The sequence below is a fragment of the Pseudarthrobacter naphthalenicus genome, assembly GCF_029076445.1.
In the GTDB taxonomy this organism is placed as follows: Bacteria; Actinomycetota; Actinomycetes; order Actinomycetales; family Micrococcaceae; genus Arthrobacter; species Arthrobacter naphthalenicus.
Genome location: NZ_JARESG010000029.1, coordinates 1 through 20,875 on the forward strand (window position 1 = coordinate 1; position 20,875 = coordinate 20,875).

A 20,875-nucleotide genomic window follows, 5' to 3' on the forward strand; every position below is an offset into this window, starting at 1 on the left:
CCTCGCCGCCCACAACACCGAACCCAAGCCCCTGGTATGGACCGCGACCGCAGACTCAATCCTTAAGAAAGTAGCCCGCGGCCGCGTCGCCCTCGAGACCATCAAACAAAACTGAGACAGACCACTACGTCGTCAGCGGTACTAAGCACGGGGTGCTCGTGACTGCGACGGGCTGCACCGTAGTGGGGCTGGACACTGACAAGTATTCGTCCGGTGTAGTAGCCGAGGAAGCTGCGCTGTTCGACACCATCCAGTCGGGTAACGGTGCCGGGACTGGCCCAACCCTGAGCACGAATGTCTCAGACGGTGTGCCGAGACTACAGGTGACAAATCCGGGCTCGTCGAACGTTGATCTGTATCTGTTGCCAGGCAACGACGGCTATGTCCGGTTCGGTACCAAGACTGCTAGTGCGGACGCGCCCATCACAGGCTTCGTGGGAATAAGAGACTCCAGTGGTGTTCTCGTGAAGCTCGCAGTGATCGCCTAATCAACAACTGCGGTGCCCGAAGTTCTGGCGGCACGTCGCCCACCATGATCTTGCTGACCTATGTGCGGGACAACGTCGATAGATTACTGAAGGGCCGTTGGTGTTTCCTGAGCCGGGAGTTGTTGCGCAAAGCTTCACCCCGTTGCGCAGAGGCTTCGCGTTCGGCCTCTTCCAGGGAGCAGGGCAACGCCCAGCGCTCCTCGTGTTACCAGTCAGTATCCCGATCTGGTCCAAGGCAGTGAAGGCAAACTGTTACCTGACCCGTCGCAGGGGCTATGGGCCGAGTAATTGGTTAACAACCGGGTCATGACAACTGTAGTGAGCCGCTGTTCAGAGGCCTACAACGCCTTTGGCGCTCCTGGTTTCGGGGCCGATTTGTGCCATCCACAAGTCTCGGGTAGAGTAATTTCTCGTGCTGAGGCGCACGGAGCGCAGGTTGAAGCCTAAAACTCCGGCCCGAAAGTATCATTGGGATATGGTGTAATTGGCAACACTACGGTTTCTGGTACCGTCATTCTAGGTTCGAGTCCTGGTATCCCAGCTCTGGTTTAGACGCTGAAATATTGCTGATGAATCAGGAGTTTCAGAGTGGTTTACGATTTGAAACTCGTGCTGAGTGTATGACATAATCACTGAGCGCGCCGGCCAAAAGCTGGTTGGAAGCGTCAGCTTCCTGGAAGTACGCGGCCCCATCGTATAGCGGCCTAGTACGCTGCCCTCTCACGGCGGTAACGCGGGTTCGAATCCCGCTGGGGTCACAGAATGACGGTCCCGGGCATCAGCCCGGGGCCGTTTTTTATTTGTTCGCTGCGCCCTGTCCCGGCTTGAGGTCCTCTGAACTGGCATGATGAGGTGGTGACCTCCTCCGACGGTTCGCCACCTCAGCCGCCACCGCTCCCGTCCCGCGCACCACGCGGCCAACCTGCGCGCCAGCCGGACCAGCCAGGCCGCCCAGCGGGCCAGGCCGCGGCCGCCGCCGTGGAACTGCTCGAAGCCGTGCGGGAGGACCTGGCAGCCGTGTCGCTGCCCCTGGCGCTGCCTGAGGCGGGGCAGGCCCGCACAGAGGTCCGGAACGCGGTTGCCCAGCTCGATGACTACATCCTCCCGCGGTACCGCAGCCTGGACGCCCCGCTGCTCGCCGTCGTCGGAGGTTCCACCGGCGCCGGCAAGTCAACACTGGTGAACGCCCTGGTGGGACACCCTGTCACCCGGTCCGGTGCCATCAGGCCCACCACGCGCCAGCCCATCCTGTTGCACCATCCCGCAGATGCGGGCTGGTTCGAAGGCCAACGCGTCCTGCCCACTCTCAGCCGGATCCGGGGCACCGTATCGCCTGAACCCCTCCCGGCCAGCCGGGCTGGCGCAACACCGGATGCGGAGGCCATCTCCTCCCTGGTGCTCGTGGCCGACCCGGCGGTGCCGCAGGGGATCGCGCTGCTCGATGCTCCCGACGTCGATTCCATCTCCGATGACAACCGCCGGCTGGCCGGCCAGCTGCTGGCCGCCGCGGACCTGTGGGTCTTTGTCACCACAGCCAACCGCTACGCGGACGCAGTCCCCTGGAAGCTGCTGCTGGACGCGTCCTCGAGGGACATCATGGTTGCCGTGGTGCTGGACCGGGTGCCGGCCGGGGCCGAGGCCGAAGTCAGCGCCGATCTCCGCGGGCTGCTGCAGAAGGAAGGGCTCGGGGCCGCCAGGCTGTTCGTGGTGCCGGAGACTGACCTGAACGGGCTGGGCATGCTGCCGGCGGAGACCGTACAGCCGCTGCAGCTCTGGCTGCGGGACCTTGCGGCCGATGCGGCGGGACGTTCGGAGATTGCCCGCCGGACTCTCAACGGCACGGTGAAGGCCCTGGCCGGGCGGGTCGCTGGTGTGGCCGAGGCCGTGCAGGGCCAGGAGCGTGCCGCGGCGTCGCTCCGGGCCGATGCGGAGGCCGCGTACCGCGACGCTGTGGACAGGATCCTTAATGCCACGAAGGACGGTGCGCTGCTTCGCGGCGAGGTGCTGGCGCGCTGGCAGGACTTTGTTGGGACGGGCGAGTTCTTCCGGACCCTGGAACAGAACGTTGGCCGGCTGCGGGACCGGTTAGGCGCATTCTTCCGGGGCGAGCCACCGCCGGCCGTGCGGGTGGAGGTGGCCATCGAGACAGGACTGCAGGCCGTCATCCTGGATGAAGCGGCCAACGCCGGCGAAGACACGGACCAGCGCTGGCGCTCGGACCCCGCCGGCCGGGCGCTGCTCGGTACCGACGACCTGTCCGGCACCAGCCCAGGGTTCGCCGACGTGACCGCTGCCGAGATCAGGGCCTGGCAGTCCGGGCTGATGGAACTGATCCGTACGGAGGGACAGGAGAAGCGCACTCAGGCCCGGTGGCTCTCGTTCGGGGTGAACGGGCTCGGCGCCGCGCTGATGATCGTGGTGTTTTCCATGACGGCCGGCCTCACCGGGCTGGAAATCGGCGTGGCCGGCGGCACCGCCGTGGTGGGACAACGGCTGCTTGAAGCCGTCTTCGGCGAGGACGCCGTCCGCAGGCTCGCCCAGACGGCGAGGAACGACCTCCACGCCCGCTGCCAGCGGTTGCTGCAGGCGGAGCAGCAGAAGTTCCTCGACCGGCTCCCTGCGCCCGGTGCGGACGCTGCACACGTTCTGGCGGACCATGCGGCCGCCCTCGCCCGGCTGGCGGAATGTCCATGAGCCGCCACGGCGCCGCCCGGGAAGCCTCGGAGCTGGACCGCAGGCTCGCGGCCCTCAAGGACGCGCGGGAGTTGGGGGACGGGGTCCTGCCGGATGCCTCCCTGGATGAGGTGCGCCGGCTCCTTGACCGTGCCGGCTCGCGGCGTTCACTCTCGGCCGAGCACACTGTGGTGGGCTTCTTCGGTGCGACCGGCAGCGGGAAGTCATCGCTGTTCAACGCAGTCAGCGGGGCAGAAATCGCGACGGCGGCGGCCCGCCGTCCGACCACGTCGGAACCTTTGGCAGGTGTCTGGGGAGCGGACGGCAGCGAGCCCCTGCTGGACTGGCTGGAGGTGCGCAACCGGCACCACGCCGATCCCGTTGCGGGGTTCGCGGACGAGGGCACAGGGCTGATCCTGCTGGACCTTCCCGACTTCGATTCCACCCGGGCGGCCAACCGCGCCATTGTGGAGCGCATGGTGGGCCTGGTTGACGTCCTGGTCTGGGTGCTGGATCCGCAGAAGTACGCTGACGCGGCCGTGCATAACGACTTCCTCGCACCGATGGCTGCCCACGGCGCCGTGACCCTGGTGGTGCTGAACCAGATTGACAGGCTGCCCGAACGCGACGTCGAGCCGGTGCTGGAGTCGCTCAAAGGGATCCTTGCGCGCGACGGGCTGGGCACGGTGCAGGTGCTGGGTGCCTCCGCACTGACGGGTAAAGGCGTGGACAGGGTCCGGAACGCCATCCGCGGCGTGGTGCTGCGGCGGCAGGCTCTCTCACAACGGCTCGCTGCGGATGTCTCACGGGCATCCCGGCAGCTCACTGAGGTTTCAGGTACCGGCGAGGCGGCGGGCGTCAGAAAGGCGTCAACAGCGCGGCTCACGGAGGAGCTGGCCACGGCAGCGAACGTGCCATTGGTGGTGGACGCTGTCGCCACGTCCTACAGGATGGAATCGACGCGCCGGACCGGGTGGCCCGTCACACGGTGGCTGTTGCGCTTCAGGGCCGATCCGCTGCGCCGGCTTAACCTGAAGAGCTCCGCGCCGTCCCAGCTCAACCGCACCTCGCTCCCGCCCGCCGGCGCCCCGGAGCGCGCCCGGACCGATGCGGCTGTCCGCGAGTTCGCGGACGCCGCCAGCGAGGGCGCGCCGGGTCCGTGGCGGGCGGCCATCCGCGGCGCGGCCCGTGAAGGACGGGATGCGCTGCCCGACGCCCTGGACCAGGCCATCGCCGGGACGGACCTGATGACCTTCCGGAAATCCTGGTGGTGGGGAGTGTTCAACGTGGTCCAGTGGCTTGCGCTGGCCGTAGTGGTTGGCGGGCTGGGCTGGCTCGGCGTGCTGGCCGGACTCGCGTACTTTCAGCTGCCCGTGCCGGACGTGCCGCGGGTGGAGGGCTGGCCCCTTCCCACCCTGATGATCGCCGGGGGCGTGGCGCTGGGGATCTTCCTGGCCCTCACCGGGAAAGTCATAAGCGCCGGAGCGGCAAGGTCACGGGCGGCCAAGGCAAGGAAGCGGCTCCGGGCGGCCGTCGGCAAGGTGGCGGGGGACCTGGTGGTGGAGCCGGTGGAAATCGAGGTGAGCCGGCTCAGTTCCTTCAATAGTGCACTGAAGGCGGCGGGCGGAGCGTAGAGCGCTTACGCCAAGGCGGCCGCGGCGTCCCGGACCTTGATCAGGGTGCGCAGGTTGCGCGTCGTGGTGCTTGACTTGAACTTCGCCTTGGCGGAGATCTTGCTGAAAGGGCTGTCCAGCGTCCCGCCGACCGGCGCGAGCCAGGCCAGCGCCTCCGGGCCGAGCCGCTTCTGTTCGGTTCCGTCCAGCGCTGCGCCGGCGACGTCAAGCTCATCGAGCCTGGCCGTGTCGGAGGAGAGCGTGATGTACGTGTGGGTGGCCTTGTCGTCTTCCGGATAGGGGCAGGAAGCCACCAGTTCGGCCACGCGTTGTGCGGTGAGGACAACCACCCACGCGTCATAACCGAAAGTTTCGCGCAGGCATTTTTCAACCTGCTCTTTGACGGCGGACGGCGTATCCGGGCTGGCGAGCACTACATTGCCGCTGGCCAGGAGGGTCTTAACGCCCGTGAACCCGGCGGACGCCAGCGCGTCCTTCAGGTCCGCCATCTTGATGTTGATTCCGCCAACATTGACGCCCCGGAGAAAGACTGCGTAGCTGTTCATGCGGACAGCTTAGCCAAGGCATGGCGGTGGCGAGGCGGCCAGCGGGGATGGCGCGTCAGCGCGTCAGTCGTTGTTTTTCCGCAGCGCCTCGGTCAGGAGCCGGCCGGCATTGCAGACCACCTCGGCGTGAAGCCGGCCAGGCTGCCGGGTCAGGCGTTCGATCGGCCCTGAGATGGAGACGGCGGCGATGACGCGGCCGGACGGGCCCCGCACGGGGGCTGAGACGGAGGCGACCCCCGGCTCGCGTTCGCCGAGGCTCTGTCCCCAGCCGCGGCGTCGTACGCCTGCCAGAACGGTGGGCGTGAAGCGTGCTGACTGCAGGCCTTCAAGCAGCCGGTCATGATCTTCCCAGGCCAGCAGGACCTGGGCGGCGGAGCCGGCCTTCATGGACAGCTGGGTACCGACAGGAATGGTGTCCCGCAGGCCGATGGGCCGCTCCGCAGAGGCGACGCACACGCGCCATTCGCCCTGGCGGCGGAAGATCTGCGAGCTCTCGCCGGTGGCGTCCCGCAGCTGCATCAGGATGGGCCCGGCCGAGGCAATGAGCCGGTCCTCGCCCGCGGCGGAAGCCAGCTCGACCAGGCGGCTGCCCAGGACAAACCTGCCCTGGATGTCCCGGGCGACCAGACGGTGGTGGATCAGCGCCAGGGCAAGCCGATGAACGGTGGGCCGCGCCAGTCCTGTGGCGGCCACCAGCTGTGCCAGGGTGGTGGGCCCGGCCTCCAATGCGTCCAAAACATGGGCCGCTTTATCAATGACACCGACGCCGCTAGAATTGTCCATGTAATGATATTGCCGTCTCATTATCTGAGATGCAAATCTTTTGAGTGGCATATTGCACACCGCTGCTGGTTCAGTGGAGCTTAACAGCCAAAACATGCAGTGAAGGGAGCTGGCCGTGGCAAAAACACTGGCCGAGAAAGTCTGGGACGCACACGTGGTGCGCAAAGGCGACGGCGAGGGAGCCAACGCCCAGCCCGACCTTCTCTTCATCGATCTCCACCTCGTCCACGAAGTGACATCCCCGCAGGCCTTCGAAGGCCTCCGCCTCGCCGGCCGCAAGCTGCGCCGCCCGGATCTCACCATCGCCACCGAGGACCACAACACCCCCACGCTGGACATCGACAAGCCCATCGCCGATCTCACCAGCCGCACCCAGATCCAGACCCTGCGCAACAACTGCGCGGAATTCGGTGTCCGGCTGCATTCGCTCGGGGACGCCGAGCAGGGCATTGTGCACGTTGTCGGCCCCCAGCTGGGCCTCACCCAGCCGGGCATGACAGTGGTCTGCGGCGACTCGCACACCTCCACGCACGGGGCATTCGGCGCGCTGGCCATGGGCATCGGCACGTCCGAGGTGGAACACGTCATGGCCACCCAGACGCTTTCGCTGAAGCCGTTCAAGACCATGGCCATCAACGTTGAGGGCACCCTGCGTCCGGGCGTCACGGCCAAGGACATCATCCTTGCGGTCATCGCCAAGATCGGCACCGGCGGGGGCCAGGGCTATGTCCTGGAATACCGCGGCTCCGCGATCCGCGCCCTGTCCATGGAAGCGCGGATGACCATCTGCAACATGTCCATCGAGGCCGGTGCCCGCGCGGGCCTGGTCGCCCCGGACCAAACCACCTACGACTACATGTTCGGCCGCCCGCACGCTCCCCAGGGAGCGGACTGGGATGCCGCCGTCGAGTACTGGAACACCCTGCGTACCGACGACGACGCCACGTTTGACGCCGAGGTTGACCTGGATGCGGACACCCTGGAGCCGTTCGTCACCTGGGGCACCAACCCCGGCCAGGGCGTTTCGCTTTCAGCTTCAGTGCCCTCGCCGGAGGATTTCGGCGACGAGAACGCCAAGGCGGCCGCCGAGCGCGCCTTGCAGTACATGGGCCTGACCGCCGGCACCCCCATGAAGGACATCCGGGTGGACACCGTCTTCCTGGGTTCCTGCACCAACTCCCGCATGGAGGACCTCCGGGCCGCAGCGGACATCATCCGCGGACGCGAGAAGGACCCCAACATCCGCATGCTGGTGGTTCCCGGTTCGGCACGCGTGCGGCTCGAGGCCGAGGCCGAAGGCCTGGACAAGGTGTTCAAGGACTTCGGTGCCGAGTGGCGCTTCGCAGGCTGCTCCATGTGCCTGGGCATGAACCCGGACCAGTTGGAGGTGGGGGAGCGCTGCGCCTCAACCTCGAACCGTAACTTCGAAGGCCGGCAGGGCAAGGGCGGACGCACGCACCTGGTCTCGCCGGTGGTGGCAGCCGCCACCGCCATCCGCGGAACGCTGAGCTCGCCGTCGGACCTTGACCCGGCCCCCGCATCCGCCGCCACCCGCACCGACGCCGCCTAGGAGCCCGCCATGGAAAAGTTCACCACCCACACCGGCATCGGCGTCCCGCTGCGCCAAAGCAACGTTGACACGGACCAGATCATCCCGGCCGTGTACCTGAAGCGGATCACCCGCACCGGCTTTGAAGACGCGCTCTTCTCCGCCTGGCGCAAAGATCCGGCCTTCATCCTCAACCAGGCCCCCTACAACGCAGGCTCCGTTCTGGTGGCAGGGCCGGACTTCGGCACCGGCTCCTCCCGCGAGCACGCCGTCTGGGCCCTGAAGGACTACGGCTTCAAAACGGTCCTCTCGTCCCGTTTCGCCGACATCTTCCGCGGCAACTCCGGCAAGCAGGGCCTGTTGGCCGCCGAGCTGGCCCAGGATGACATCGAGCTGATCTGGAAAGAGCTGGAAAACGCCCCCGGCACCGAGGTGACCGTTGATCTGGTCTCGAAAACTGTGAGCTGCGGCACCATCGTGGCCCCGTTCGAGATTGACGACTACACCCGCTGGCGGCTCCTCGAGGGCCTGGATGACATTGGGCTGACGCTCCAGCACGAAGAGGACATCACCGCCTACGAGGCGACCCGTCCTGCGTTCAAACCGACCACGCTGCCGGCACGACTTTCCTAGGGCACTTCTTCGTGCAGGGGCACCGTGAAGCCCTGGCTAGTTGTGCTTCGCGTAGTCGGCGTCGCTGACGGCGCCCCACGCGTTGGTAACGCTGATTGTGTAGTAGCCGTCCGTGCTGAGGTTCGTTTCTCCCACGTTCGCCATCACCGTCTGCAACCGGGGGTTCTGCCCCCGCCGCGCGCCGAAGGAGCCGTCAAAGTAGTCCGTGGCCACCACCTTGCTCAGCTTCTGCCCTGCGGCGTCGGTCCAGTTCACCTCGACTTTGGCGCCATAGAGGTTGTACCCGGTGATGGCCACGGCGCCCGTGCCGGCAGTGAACGTGCTGTCGGTGATCACGGGCGTGGCTTTGCCTGAGCGGAGCTGCTGCTCCAGCGGAGTCCCCGTGCCAACGCAGGTGTAGTACGTGTCCCACATGAAGGAAATGAGCTTCTGTGGCGCGTTTCCCACTTGCTGCAGTTGCCGGTGCAGGCGCGCCAGGGTGGTTTGGCCGCGCAGATTCGTATCGCATGCGTTGGACCCTGTGGCCGGTGCCATGCCCTCAACATTGGCCCACAAGGTGGCTGTCGTACCGGCGACTCCGGCCGCTGCGGCCTGGAAGTAGTCGCGTGTGGAGGCGAGGTACTTAGTGCCCCATGTGCCCTCACCGACGATCGTCGATGCCGGTGCATCCACCGCAGTCCCCTCCTCATTGCCGAAGTAGGCGCCGCCTTTGCCGGTCCCCATGCCGTCCTGGACCGCGATGCTGAGGTTCACTCCGCTGGCCGTCAGGGCGATGATGCGAACGGCGTCGGCGACGCCGGCAAGAGGTGTCCTGCCTCCGGCAGCTACCCGGGCATCCAAGTACGGGCTGACAACCGCGGCCCGGGTCGGCATGATGCGGTGGATTGCTTCGTTCTGGATGCGGTAGGTGGTCAGGACAGAGTCGAATCCGGCGCTCAGCGGCATCTCAACGGCGAGGTAGAACCCGGCCAGGCCGGCTACGTTGCTGACGGACTTCTGATACCTCAGATATCTGTCCGTAAATTGCGCAAAGGTGTTTTGGTAGCTGAGGTCAGGCAGGTACGGCACGTCGTTCCGCATCACCGGGATCGGCAAACCTGCATAGAGTCTCATCTTCCGTTTGGTTGCCGCCTTGGCCAATGAAACAGTTGCGCTGGCGGCTTTGGTTGTCCCGCCGCTGATCACAATGACGTCATAGCTGTTGTCTGACGAGTCACAGCCGCTTCCGCTGGCCGGAACAACCAGAATGGTGAACAATTTGCCGTTGGCGGCGATGCTTTGGTCCCGGGGGCATGCCAGGGCTTTTTTGCCCCACTGGTTCCCGTCGGAATATGTAAATACTCTGTTCACCCGCACTCCGAGCGTGGCCGCCTGGCCGCAGTTCACCGAGCCGATCTTGCAGTCCGCTGGAAGTTCGGCCCAGCCAGCCGGCTTGAGCCTGGTTCCGGGGGTGATGACGGAATCGCCCCCGGCGGACTTGATGCGATCCAATTTGTCTGCATTCAGGGCATTGCTGCCGCCGGCACGGATGAAGTATCCGCTAATGGGAAAGGCAGGGGCCGGGGTGGTGAAGGGCGCGGCGTCCGCCGGTGTGAGGAACGCCGCAAGGAGAGTCATGATAGCCACCACCAACAAGGACGCGCTGTAAGCGCGATGAGGACTAAATCTGCGGCGCGTCCCTGCTGGCTGCTTTACAGGCGATACCTGGCGCTCTGGGTTGAAACCGTGGGCCATATGGACAGGATGGTCTCCCGCCCAGGGGCATAGCAACACTTGGAAACGGGTAACGGCTACTCATATTTTCGGCCCTGATACTCGCCCCGGTTGCGGGCATGCAGCGGCGGCCGCAACCCACGAGCCTGGCATGCCGTATTTCGGTTCGGTAACGTGACCTCCTATGCTTAGCTGGAGCCTTTGCAAGTGTTTGAGGGCGAGCAATCGTAAGGAAACCGGTATATGAGTAGTGTTCTGACAATCCGCGGCGGAGTCCCGCTTACAGGCCGCGTCAACGTCCGTGGGGCCAAGAATCTTGTTCCCAAAGCGATGGTGGCAGCCTTGCTGGGCAACGAACCCTCGGTATTGCGGAACGTTCCGGAGATCAAGGACGTCGAAGTTGTCACGTCCCTGCTGCAGCTGCACGGGGTAACCGTCGTCAAGGATCCCGTCAGCGGTGACCTCACCCTGGATCCCAAGGCAGCCAAGACCGCGCCGAGCACCGCGATTGACGCCCATGCCGGCGATTCGCGGATTCCCATCCTGCTCTGCGGACCCCTCATCCACGCGATCGGGGAGGCCTTCATCCCCGACCTGGGCGGCTGCAAGATTGGCGACCGGCCCATCGACTACCACCTCAACGTGCTGCGCCAGTTTGGCGCCGTGGTTGAAAAGCGGCCAGGCGGCATCCACATCTCCGCGCCGCGCGGGCTGCAGGGAGCCAAAATCTCGCTGCCGTATCCGTCAGTGGGAGCCACCGAGCAGGTGCTGCTCAGCGCCACGCGCGCCGAAGGCATCACCGAACTTTCCGGCGCCGCCACGGAGCCCGAGATCATCGACCTCATCGCCGTGCTGCAGAAGATGGGCGCCATCATCAGCGTCCAGACTGACCGCACCATCCGCATCGAAGGCGTCAGGGACCTGGGCGGCTACAACCACCGCGCACTCTCGGACCGCAACGAATCGGCGTCATGGGCTTCCGCCGCACTGGTTACCAAGGGCGACATCTTCGTCGAAGGCGCCTCCCAGCGGGACATGATGACGTTCCTGAACACCTACCGCAAGGTGGGCGGCGGCATGGATATCGGCGAGGACGGTATCCGCTTCTACCACAAGGGGGGCAAGCTCAACCCGCTGGTCCTCGAGACTGATGTGCACCCCGGCTTCATGACTGACTGGCAACAGCCCCTGGTGGTGGCACTGACCCAGGCGGAGGGCGTGTCGATCGTTCATGAGACGGTCTACGAAAACAGGTTCGGTTTCACTGACGCCCTCATTCGGATGGGCGCCAGCATCCAGGTGCACCGCGAGTGCCTGGGCAGCGTGCCGTGCCGTTTCGGGCAGCGGAACTTCCTCCACTCCGCCGTTATCTCAGGTCCCACACAGCTCAAGGGCACCGACATTGATGTCCCGGACCTTCGCGGCGGTTTCAGCCACCTCATTGCCGCGCTTGCTGCCACCGGCACGTCCCGTGTGACCGGCATCGACATTATTAACCGGGGCTACGAGCGTTTCACTGAGAAGCTCGCCGGACTCGGCGCGGACTTCGACATCACCTCGACGAAGTAACGGGGGGAACATGAAGGAAACGGCCAAGAGCCGGGCCACGTTTGTTGTGGTGGCCGGCATCGTGCGGACCGTGCTCAACGGCATGATGAACAAGAAGTGGGAAGGCCTGGAAAACCTTCCGGAAGGCGGTTTTATTGCCGCGCCCAACCACTGCACGGAAATCGATCCGCTCATTGTGGGCCACCTCCTGTACAACCAGAAACGTGCCCCTCACTTCCTCGCCAAGGCAGGGCTCTTCAAGGTTCCGGTTCTGGGCGCTGTCCTCCGGGCCACCCGCCAGATTCCGGTGGAACGCTCGACGGCGGGTGCAAACCGCTCGTTGCAGCTCGCCCAGGAGATCGTGGCTGACGGCGGGGCCATCATCATCTACCCCGAGGGCACCCTGACGCGTGATCCGGAGCTGTGGCCGATGAAGGGCCACACCGGAGCAGCACGCCTCGCCCTCGAAGGTGGAATCCCCGTAGTGCCCATCGCGCATTGGGGCGCCCACGAGGTTTTCCCGCGCTATTCCAAGAGTTTCCACCTTTTCCCGCGTAAGACGTCACGGGTAGTGGTAGGCAAACCCGTTGACCTTAGTCCGTTTGCAGGCAAACCGCTGGACAAGGCAACCCTCACCGCCGCGACCGAGGCCATCATGGACGCCGTGACGGAGCTGCTTGCCGACATCCGGGGCGAAACACCTCCCACCGAGCGGTGGGACCCCTCCAAACACAACCAGGCTTCGCATGGCCGCTTTGTTGACCGGGGACGCCCTGACGACGCAGCGGACGCAACGTGACCGCTGAACGAAGCCGCCCGGGCTCGGCCCGCTCCGTTGCCGTGCTGGGCGCCGGTTCCTGGGGAACCACGTTCGCGAAGATCCTTGCCGACGCTGCCACGGCCGCTGGTGTGGAACGCAGCATCCGGCTGTGGGGCCGGCGTAGCGAAGTGGTGGAGCAGATCAATGCGGTCCACCGCAACGAGCAGTACCTGAAGGACACCGTGCTGCCCGGCAGCATCACTGCGTCCACGGAGGTGCGGCACGTATTAGCCGGTGCGGACCTGGTGGTCCTGGCAGTGCCCGCACAGTCGCTGCGCCTCCAGCTCCGCGAGTGGAAGGCCCTGATTGCCCCGGATGCTGTGGTGGTGTCCCTGATGAAGGGCCTGGAACTGGGCACCGATGCACGCATGAGCCAGGTCATCGGCGAGGAACTGGGGATTCCTGACCACCGCATCGCGGTGGTTTCGGGCCCGAACCTCGCCATGGAGATTGCCCGTGAAGAACCGACGGCTTCCGTGGTGGCGTGCAGCGACGAGGCGACAGCGGGCTGGATTGCCAGAAGCTGCACCGCCCCCTACTTCCGCCCCTACACCACCGGGGACGTGGTGGGTGTGGAGATCGGCGGAATCGTCAAGAACGTCATCGCCCTGGCCGTCGGCATTTGCGAGGGCAAACAGATGGGTGACAACACCAAGGCTTCCGTCATCACGCGGGGCCTGGCCGAAACGTCAAGGCTGGCCCTTGCCCTTGGCGGGGAAGCCCGGACCATGGCCGGACTCGCCGGCCTGGGGGACCTGGTGGCAACCTGCTCCTCATCATTGTCGCGTAACCATACGGCCGGCAGGCTGCTGGGTCAGGGCCTGACCCTGGATGAGCTTGCGCTGAAGATGACACAGACGGCCGAAGGCATAAAATCAGGCCAGGCCGTGCACGATCTCGCAGGGAAACTGGGCGTGGAAATGCCCATTACCGCCGCCGTCGTCGCCGTCCTCGCTGGCAAACTTTCCGTTGACCAACTGGGACCGCTGCTGCTGTCCCGGGACCTGAAACCTGAAGGCGATTACTAAGATGTCTGAGCACAACCTGGCCGCAGCGGAACCCGCGCGCCGGTCGAAACCACGGGTGGCGGTGCTTTTTGGCGGCCGTTCCAGCGAGCATGCGGTCAGCTGCGTGACGGCTGCCGGCGTGCTGGGCGCCATCAACAAAGACAAGTACGACGTCATACCGATCGGCATCGCCAAGTCCGGGCAATGGGTCCTGGCAGCCGCGGACACTGCCCAGTGGTCGCTGTCCGCGGCATCACTGCCCGAGGTCCCGGCGTCGTCCGAAACCGTGACCCTCGCCGAGATCGGCGGGGAGCACCAGCTGATTGTGGCCTCGCCGGACACGGTTCCCCGCGAACTGGGCACCGTTGATGTGGTGTTCCCGCTGCTGCACGGCCCGTTCGGGGAGGACGGCACCATTCAAGGGCTCCTCGAACTCTCTGACACCCGCTACGTGGGCGCCGGCGTGCTCGCATCCGCGGTGGGCATGGACAAGCACTACATGAAGGTTGTTTTCGAGGCTGCCGGACTGCGGGTGGGCCCGTATGTGGCGGTCACGGACCGTCAGTGGCTCAACGACGCCGAGGCCGTCCGCAAGCAGGTGGACCGGCTCGGCTTCCCGGTGTTCGTCAAGCCTGCCAGGGCCGGATCCTCCATGGGTATCTCCAAGGTGGATTCGCTGGAGGAACTTGATGCCGCCGTCGAGGAAGCCCGGCGCCACGACCGCAAGCTGGTCATTGAAGCCGGCATCGTGGGACGCGAAATCGAGTGTGCCGTCCTCGAAGGGCGCGGAACCGCGGCGCCGCGCACCTCCATGCCGGGGGAGATCTCCGTGGCAGGGGGCGGCCATGATTTCTATGATTTCAACGCCAAATATGTTGAGGACGACGCCGCTTCACTCAGCTGCCCGGCCGATATCCCGGAGGAAGCAATCGCCAGGGTGCGGGAGCTGGCGGCGGTGGCGTTTGACGCCGTCGGTGCGGAAGGGCTGAGCCGGGTTGATTTCTTCTACACCCCAGAGGGTGAACTGATCATCAACGAGATTAACACCATGCCGGGGTTCACGCCCAAGAGCATGTACCCGCAGATGTGGGCAGCGTCCGGCCTTGGCTACGCGGACCTCATTGACGAGCTGATCTACCTGGCGCTCAACCGGAAGACCGGACTGCGGTAGCAGGCCTACTTGCTCGTGGGCAGGTTCTGCAGGTCTTCCTGGCCCACGCAGTTCCCGGTGGCCGGAATCTTAGCCGCAGCCCCGGAGAGATCAGCAAGGACCGTGGCGGAACTGATGGTCTCCTGATCCTTGGTGAGGAGGATCTCGGTGGCCGGCTTACGGCCGAAAGTGGTCAGCGTCCAGGCGGAGTCCGCTTCCCTGATGACCCAGTCAACGCCGTTGACGCTCACGCAGCGGTCCGTCGTGGGCCCCGGAACGTTCACCCCGCAGCGCAGGATCACCTGCGAGGGGTCCCCCCAGGCCGCGGTGGCCTGGCTGTTGGTCTTCCGCAGTTTCGCGTCGCCGATGGCGTCCGGCAGGGCCACCATCATGGGCGCGCAGGCAGGGTTGGCCGCGTCGGCGGCAGGGGCCACGTCCACGGCGGGGGAGCAGGCGGTGAGAGCGAGGACCGAAAGAGTCACCGCGAAAAGGGAACAGGCGGCGCGGAGGGTTGCGGAGGATCTGGGGTGCTGCATCTGTCCAGCCTAGCGGGAAGTGGCAGCATGATCTGAGCCGCAGAGGAGCCCAGGAAACGATGCGGTGCGGGGACTGACCGGTTCGTTCAGCCTTGGCGCACACGGTTCCGATCGTAAGTACAGTAAACTGAGGTGAAGTCCAATGACTGGACCTTCCTCGTACAACAATAAATGGCGTCCCATCTGGGGATTCCGGTGGTACTAGCATCAGTGTGTAACGTAGGCAGCCTGGGGGGCATCGAGTGACAAATAAAAGAAGCATTGCCCCTCGGTGGGCGGCTGCCGTGGCGTGCGCCCTGCTGCTCAGCGCTGGCATTACTTCGGCTGCATATGCCGATGGGGAAACGCCGCCCGTGCCTGTAGTTAGTCCTTCTCCGTCGCCATCTGTGACGGACCCGGTCGTTACGGACCCCGTGACGGCACCGGGTCCAGTGACGGATCCAATTGTGACGGTCCCCGGACCAGTGACGGACCCGGTTGTGCCTGATCCGGGACCAGTTACAGACCCTGCATTGGTGCCTGCGCCGCTGGACCCCGCAGTGCCCACGGTGCCTTCAACAGATCTTGGGCCGGCACCCGCCCCGACCACCCTGCCGGACTTGGCACCCGCGCTGGCCGCTCCCGCCCAAGTGCCGACGCCGTCGAGGTCCGCAGCAGTCCTTTCGGCGCCGAACGCAAATGTCGCCACCCCGGTAACGGCAGAAGCCGAACCTGTTCCGATAGAACCCTCACTTACCCCGTCCCCAAGCACCGTGCCTCAAGCCAGGGCCGAAGCTGCACCCATGAGCATCCCCGGACCGGTAGCGAAGTCTTTTGATGCTGTGGTTGCCACGGCAGCAGACAGCCCGCTGTACGTTCAGATTCTTACCGTACTCATCCTGTTGGGCGCAGGGGCACTGTACTTCCGCGTTCTCGGGTCCAAGGGGACGCGATTTCCATCCAAGTCCGTGAAGTAGAACGGATAGTGCAGACAACAAATGGGAATGTCCCTGCCTCGCACTTGCCTCGGCTCACGCTCCTGACTCACTCCTACTGGCCGGAGAGCAGTCCGCCGCAGCGGCGGTGGAGCGCCCTGGTCAACGAACTGACTACGGCTGGCTGGCAGATTGATGTCATTACCCCGGTAGCTCACGCACCCCACGGACGTAGGCAACTGCCGCGCCGGCTTGCGGGACGCGCTTTTTGCGGCCAAAAGGGCAAATATGCGGAGCTGATAAGGCGTGTTCCGTACTTGCGCCACGGAAACTCCCACGCGGCTAAGTTTCTCGATCAGTGTTTCTCCGCCCTGCTTTCAGTTCCGCTTGGTCTGCTGACCCGGCACTCCGACGTACTCGTCGTCACGGCCCCTAGCCTGCCCATGCTGGGGGCTGGCTACGCCATTGCCCGGCTACGCCGCATTCCTTTGGTGGTGGAGATGCGGGACGCCTGGCCGGACCTGGCCCGGGACGCGCGGCTCGTGCAGGGTAACGTCAAAAGCATCGCGGAGCGGATCGTTGAATTTGTGCAGCGGCGTGCGGATCTTGTGGTGACGGTGACCGAGGGATTCGCTGAGACGTTGAGAGCACGCGGACTAAAAAACGTTGCCACCATCAGCAATGGGGTGATGCTGGAAGCGCTCCCAGTACTTGAGCCCCCAGCACTTCATCGTCCCGTTTTTGAGGCCCTGTACCTCGGAAACCACGGCAAAAGCCAACGGCTCGAAGTCGCTATCCAAGCGAGCGCGTTGGTGGGGGATTCGATGCACCTGCACATGGTGGGCCATGGAGTGCAGCGGCCCGCTCTTGAAAAGCTCGCCAGAGAGCTTAACGCCCCTGTGACCTTTCACGATTCGCTGCATGGCCAGGAAGTCATGGACCGCTACGCTTCGGCGGACACCTGTGTGGTGTCACTGCGGGATGACTGGAAGTCCTTTGAGACTACTATTCCGTCGAAGACGTACGAAGTCTTGGCCGTTGGGCGTCACGTCACAGCCATTGTTCGGGGAGAGGCGGCCCGGATCGTGGAGGAGGCCGGAGCGGGCGATATCGTCCCCAGCAACCCTCAAGCCGTTGCCGGATTGTGGAAGTCACTGGCCAAGGACCGTGGAAAATTGGTTCGCAGCGGGGACAGCCGTCAGTGGGTCAAGGAGAATGCGGATTTCCCGCTGCTCGCCGCACAATACATGGACCTGATTCAGGGGCTACTCGAAGCCAGGCGCGGCCCGCGTTCGTGATGCAGCTTGTGACTAACCTCCGCCTCGCAGCAGGAACCGCGGCGCAACACCTTTCCGACGACCCTGCCCTGCTACTGCTGCAGATTTCGCGACGATTGCCGGCCCGGGCAGTACAGGCGGTCGCGCAGCGGGTGCGCCGCAGCTCCCGCCCGGACAGCACGTGGGAACCGGTGCTGCTAGCCAGCCTGATCGGCGGCGACCAACCGGACGTGATTCGGCGTCTGGAAGCTGCACTGACCCGCGGCAGGTTGTCTGCCGAACACTCGCGGGCCTTGGCAGATATTGCCCTCGTTGCCGACCGCCCGGACCTGGCTGATGCTTTTCTGGTGCTCGCCAAGGGTGCGCGCCGGATCCGTGCCGCGCAGGCTCGGAGGTTCTGGTACAGCGGCGCAATGTCGGCCGCCGTCGGGATCCTGGAAAATGCCCCAAATGCCGCAGAACGCCAGCAAGGGAGGCGTCTTGCTGCTGACCTGCACATCCTTCAGGGCTGGCGGCCGGAACTCGGCGCAGTACGCTATGAGCCGCTGCCCCGGCGCGTGCTCCACGTTCTCACCAACTCCCTGCCTCACACGGCCAGTGGCTATGCGCAACGTTCACACTCGGTGTTGCTGGCACAGCAGGAAGCTGGCTGGGAAACTCTCGCCGTGACACGGCTGGGTTATCCAGTACAAGTGGGGAAATTGGCGGCGCGCAGACGCGACGTGGTGGATGGCGTCACCTACGCGCGGCTGCTGCCAGCGCGGCTGGCGGCCACCATGGACGCGCGGCTGCAGCAGCAGGCTGAAGCGCTCCTGTCCGTTGCCCTGGCCTTTCGGCCGGCCGTGCTGCATACCACTACACACCATGTGAACGCGATCGTCACCCGTGCTGTCGCCGAGGCCCTGAACATCCCGTGGGTCTACGAGGTCCGTGGCCAGCTGGCCGATACCTGGGCGGCCACCAGGGGACCTGAGGCCCGCAACAGCGAACGCTACCGGCTTTTCCAGGAACGCGAAAAGGAGGCCATGCTGGCCGCGGACCTCGTGGTGACGCTCGGTAAGGCCATGAAAGGCAACATTGTCGCAGCCGGAGTTCCGGAAACGAGGGTACTCGTGGCACCGAACGCCGTCGGCGGCATTTTCCTGGCCGAACCCCTCCCGGCTGCGCAGGCACGCACAGCATTAGGTCTCGACCCGGAAGGACAGTACATCGGGACCGTGAGCAGTCTGGTGGCATATGAAGGCATCGATGACCTCATCAGTGCTTTTGCCCTGCTGGCACCCACCCATCCTCGACTGAAACTTCTGATCGTGGGAGACGGCGTATCGTCCCCCGCGCTGAAGGAGCAGGTCAGGGCTCTGGATCTCGGTGGCCGCGTCATCTTTACGGGACGGGTGCCCCGAAGTAAAGCCCATCTGCACCATCAGGCGCTAGACTTGTTCGTCGTGCCCCGTAAAGATCTTCCTGTGACCCGGGACGTGACGCCCTTGAAGCCAGTAGAGGCCATGGCTTGTGCGCGTCCAGTGGTTGCCAGCCGTCTTCCAGCCCTCGCTGAGATTGTTGATGAGGGCGTCAGCGGCCTGTTGGCCGACGCCGACAACCCGGCTGACTTGGCAGAAAAGCTCGGACCACTGTTGGCCTCCGCCGAGTTGCAGTTGCTGATGGGGTCTTCAGGGCGAAGAGCAGTCTTGGAAACTCGCACCTGGGCAGCTAATGCGTCGGCCATGTCAGCGGCCTATACGAAATTGATGGAGAAAGCGCATTGAGTCCTACCGAGAAGCAGAATCTGGCGGCACCCGCGGCTGTTCAGCCCCTGTCTGTGGACATGCGGGAGTTGACCCGGGTGGGGGCACGGCCCGGATTCCTAGATTATCTCGTTCAGCTGTGGGATTTCAGGCAGTTCATCTTCTATGATGCCCGGGCCCGGGTGCAGAGCGGGACGCGGCGGGACCGTTTGGGGAGTGCGTGGCTGCTGCTTAACCCAGTGTTCAACGGGCTGACCTACTATGTGATCTTTGGTCTCCTGCTGAACACAAGTGGCGGAATCAAGAACTACATCGGATACCTCGTCATTGGGATCTTCTTATTTCAGTTCAGCTCGGGGGCGATTACTGCCGGCGCCCGCTCGGTGCGCAGTAACAAGTCCATAGTCCAAGCCTTCAACTTCCCACGCGCCGCACTTCCGATAGGCGCCAACCTCCGGGAAATCTTGTCCGCCGTCCCGCTCGTCCTGGCGATGCTGCTGATTATCGTAGTGGTGCCTCCAGTCGAGAAGATTGGGCCCCTGTGGCTTCTAGTGGTTCCCGCTGTCGCCCTGCAAGCTGTCTTCAACTTAGGCGTAGGTCTGATCCTTGCTCGCCTCATTTCCAAGATCAACGACCTCAATCATTTGCTGCCCTTCGTGATCCGTGTCTGGATGTACGGGTCGGCGATCTTTTACTCCTATGACAGGTTCATCACGCATCCCGTGCTGCTCGACATCATGAAGTTGAACCCACTGTTCAACGTGATCAACATCGTCCGCGACTGCGTCCTGTACAACCGCATTCCGCTCTGGCAGTCATGGGCCACGCTGGCAGTTTTTGCCTTGGGCGCCCTCATGGTTGGCTTGTTCTTCTTCTGGCAGGGGGAAGAAAAATATGGACGCTGAAGAAGCAGTCTTCGTCGATGGCAGCCCCTGCATCGTTCTGGACTCAGTCCGCATGAGCTACACGGTCCCCACCACGGACCACGTCGCAGACGGTGACCTGACCTTCATCCGGAAGGTGGTCCGCAAGGTGGCAGGCCATCAAAGCACCGTCAAGGTACATGCCCTTAACGAACTTTCCCTGGTTGTTGAGCGCGGGGAGTCGCTAGGCATCATAGGGCGCAACGGCTCGGGCAAGAGCACGATGATGAAGCTCATCAGCGGGCAGGAGACTGCGACGGCGGGAGCCGTCTACGCGTCCAGCACCCCGATAATGCTGGGCGTGAATGCAGCGCTGGTGCCGGATCTCTCCGGTGATCAGAACGTCGTCCTGGGCTGCCTGGCCATGGGGATGGACCGGCACGCCATCGCGGAAAAATTCGACAGCATTGTTGAGCTCTCAGGTCTGGAAAAGTCCATTCATCTGCCCATGAAGTCCTATTCGTCGGGCATGGGATCCCGTCTGCGCTTCGCCATCGCAGCCGCCGTAAATCCGGAGATCCTGCTCGTCGATGAGGCCTTGAACACCGGGGACGCCCAGTTTGTTGACCGCAGCCGCCGGCGCATGGCGGAACTCAGAGACAACGCCGGCTGCGTATTCTTGGTGAGTCACAGCCTGGAGACCATCAGGGACATGTGCTCACGGGTGATCTGGCTCGATCACGGAGATCTGATCATGGACGGTGATCCGCAAGAGACAACTGCCGCGTACAAGAACTTTACGGATCACCTCGCCAAGGGAAATAACGTTTCGGCGGCCCGCATCAAAGACGATGCCCGGGCGAATTTGGTTGCCACACAGGTTTTGCCGCGAATCACGGGGCGCCGAAAAGGAGCTGGCCAGTGAACGGCCTAGACACACTGAGAACAGGTCTGTGGCATTGGCGGCAGGGCGGCCTGCCTCAATTGAAGCAGTGGC

At 64.4% G+C, this 20,875-nt stretch carries 18 protein-coding genes and 2 tRNA genes; 16 read left to right on the top strand and 4 right to left on the bottom strand.

Annotated elements, in window-relative coordinates; translation table 11 throughout:
- The first annotated feature begins 152 nt into the window (after positions 1 to 152).
- The 5 genes from PY310_RS19270 to PY310_RS19290 all read left to right on the top strand — a co-directional run bounded on the left by PY310_RS19270 (position 153) and on the right by PY310_RS19290 (position 4,795).
- Positions 153 to 488, top strand: a complete 336-nt coding sequence (locus PY310_RS19270; protein ID WP_275216157.1) for a hypothetical protein — start codon at positions 153 to 155, stop codon at positions 486 to 488.
- Between the two features lie 469 nt (positions 489 to 957).
- A tRNA-Gln gene (locus PY310_RS19275) sits at positions 958 to 1,029 on the top strand.
- 144 nt (positions 1,030 to 1,173) lie between these two features.
- Positions 1,174 to 1,246: transfer RNA gene (locus tag PY310_RS19280), tRNA-Glu, on the top strand.
- A 220-nt stretch (positions 1,247 to 1,466) separates the two neighbouring features.
- The gene (locus tag PY310_RS19285) at positions 1,467 to 3,182 is read left to right on the top strand and encodes a dynamin family protein (RefSeq protein WP_275216180.1); all 1,716 of its coding nucleotides are present in this window, start codon (positions 1,467 to 1,469) and stop codon (positions 3,180 to 3,182) included.
- Positions 3,179 to 4,795 carry a GTPase gene (locus PY310_RS19290; RefSeq protein ID WP_275216159.1) on the top strand — a complete coding sequence of 539 codons (1,617 nt, stop codon included), beginning with the start codon at positions 3,179 to 3,181 and terminating at the stop codon, positions 4,793 to 4,795. Before PY310_RS19285 ends, PY310_RS19290 begins: the two co-directional genes overlap by 4 nt.
- 5 nt (positions 4,796 to 4,800) lie before the next feature.
- On the opposite strand, the gene PY310_RS19295 is transcribed toward PY310_RS19290, so the two are convergent.
- A complete protein-coding gene (locus tag PY310_RS19295) occupies positions 4,801 to 5,340 on the bottom strand; it encodes a DUF1697 domain-containing protein (RefSeq protein ID WP_275216160.1) in 540 nt (179 codons plus the stop codon).
- A gap of 63 nt (positions 5,341 to 5,403) precedes the next feature.
- Positions 5,404 to 6,123 carry an IclR family transcriptional regulator gene (locus tag PY310_RS19300; protein ID WP_275216162.1) on the bottom strand — a complete coding sequence of 240 codons (720 nt, stop codon included), beginning with the start codon at positions 6,121 to 6,123 and terminating at the stop codon, positions 5,404 to 5,406.
- Between the two features lie 115 nt (positions 6,124 to 6,238).
- Between PY310_RS19300 and leuC the strand changes: the two genes are divergently transcribed.
- Complete coding sequence (gene leuC, locus PY310_RS19305; RefSeq protein ID WP_275216163.1) at positions 6,239 to 7,693, top strand: 3-isopropylmalate dehydratase large subunit; 1,455 nt, start codon at positions 6,239 to 6,241, stop codon at positions 7,691 to 7,693.
- Between the two features lie 9 nt (positions 7,694 to 7,702).
- On the top strand, positions 7,703 to 8,305 hold the full coding sequence (gene leuD / locus PY310_RS19310; protein WP_275216164.1) for a 3-isopropylmalate dehydratase small subunit: 603 nt from the start codon (positions 7,703 to 7,705) through the stop codon (positions 8,303 to 8,305).
- Positions 8,306 to 8,341: 36 nt separating this feature from the next.
- On the opposite strand, the gene PY310_RS19315 is transcribed toward leuD, so the two are convergent.
- Positions 8,342 to 9,922, bottom strand: a complete 1,581-nt coding sequence (locus tag PY310_RS19315) for a hypothetical protein (protein WP_275216165.1) — start codon at positions 9,920 to 9,922, stop codon at positions 8,342 to 8,344.
- 339 nt (positions 9,923 to 10,261) lie between these two features.
- On the opposite strand from PY310_RS19315, the gene murA reads away from it, so the two are divergent.
- The 4 genes from murA to PY310_RS19335 are packed head-to-tail and all read left to right on the top strand — an operon-like array spanning position 10,262 to position 14,564.
- Positions 10,262 to 11,587, top strand: a complete 1,326-nt coding sequence (gene murA, locus PY310_RS19320) for a UDP-N-acetylglucosamine 1-carboxyvinyltransferase (RefSeq protein WP_275216166.1) — start codon at positions 10,262 to 10,264, stop codon at positions 11,585 to 11,587.
- Between the two features lie 10 nt (positions 11,588 to 11,597).
- Positions 11,598 to 12,365 (top strand): lysophospholipid acyltransferase family protein, encoded by a 768-nt coding sequence (locus PY310_RS19325; RefSeq protein WP_275216167.1) that lies wholly within the window; start codon positions 11,598 to 11,600, stop codon positions 12,363 to 12,365.
- The gene (locus PY310_RS19330; protein ID WP_275216168.1) at positions 12,362 to 13,414 is read left to right on the top strand and encodes an NAD(P)H-dependent glycerol-3-phosphate dehydrogenase; all 1,053 of its coding nucleotides are present in this window, start codon (positions 12,362 to 12,364) and stop codon (positions 13,412 to 13,414) included. The genes PY310_RS19325 and PY310_RS19330 overlap by 4 nt, the downstream gene beginning before the upstream one ends.
- A gap of 1 nt (position 13,415) precedes the next feature.
- Entirely contained in the window at positions 13,416 to 14,564 is a 1,149-nt protein-coding gene (locus PY310_RS19335; RefSeq protein ID WP_275216169.1) for a D-alanine--D-alanine ligase family protein, read from the top strand.
- Between the two features lie 5 nt (positions 14,565 to 14,569).
- Here PY310_RS19335 and PY310_RS19340 read toward each other — a convergent pair whose 3' ends face one another.
- Positions 14,570 to 15,079, bottom strand: a complete 510-nt coding sequence (locus PY310_RS19340; RefSeq protein ID WP_275216170.1) for a DUF3515 family protein — start codon at positions 15,077 to 15,079, stop codon at positions 14,570 to 14,572.
- A 782-nt stretch (positions 15,080 to 15,861) separates the two neighbouring features.
- Between PY310_RS19340 and PY310_RS19345 the strand changes: the two genes are divergently transcribed.
- From PY310_RS19345 to PY310_RS19365, 5 genes are read left to right on the top strand one after another with little or no spacing between them, the layout of a single operon-like run.
- Entirely contained in the window at positions 15,862 to 16,035 is a 174-nt protein-coding gene (locus tag PY310_RS19345) for a hypothetical protein (RefSeq protein WP_275216171.1), read from the top strand.
- Positions 16,036 to 16,043: 8 nt separating this feature from the next.
- Complete coding sequence (locus tag PY310_RS19350; protein WP_275216172.1) at positions 16,044 to 17,291, top strand: glycosyltransferase family 4 protein; 1,248 nt, start codon at positions 16,044 to 16,046, stop codon at positions 17,289 to 17,291.
- Positions 17,291 to 19,036, top strand: a complete 1,746-nt coding sequence (locus tag PY310_RS19355) for a glycosyltransferase family 4 protein (protein ID WP_275216181.1) — start codon at positions 17,291 to 17,293, stop codon at positions 19,034 to 19,036. The genes PY310_RS19350 and PY310_RS19355 overlap by 1 nt, the downstream gene beginning before the upstream one ends.
- The gene (locus tag PY310_RS19360; RefSeq protein ID WP_275216173.1) at positions 19,033 to 19,920 is read left to right on the top strand and encodes an ABC transporter permease; all 888 of its coding nucleotides are present in this window, start codon (positions 19,033 to 19,035) and stop codon (positions 19,918 to 19,920) included. The genes PY310_RS19355 and PY310_RS19360 overlap by 4 nt, the downstream gene beginning before the upstream one ends.
- Positions 19,910 to 20,803, top strand: coding sequence for an ABC transporter ATP-binding protein (locus PY310_RS19365; RefSeq protein ID WP_275216174.1), 894 nt, complete (start codon positions 19,910 to 19,912; stop codon positions 20,801 to 20,803). Before PY310_RS19360 ends, PY310_RS19365 begins: the two co-directional genes overlap by 11 nt.
- The last annotated feature ends 72 nt before the right edge of the window (positions 20,804 to 20,875 follow it).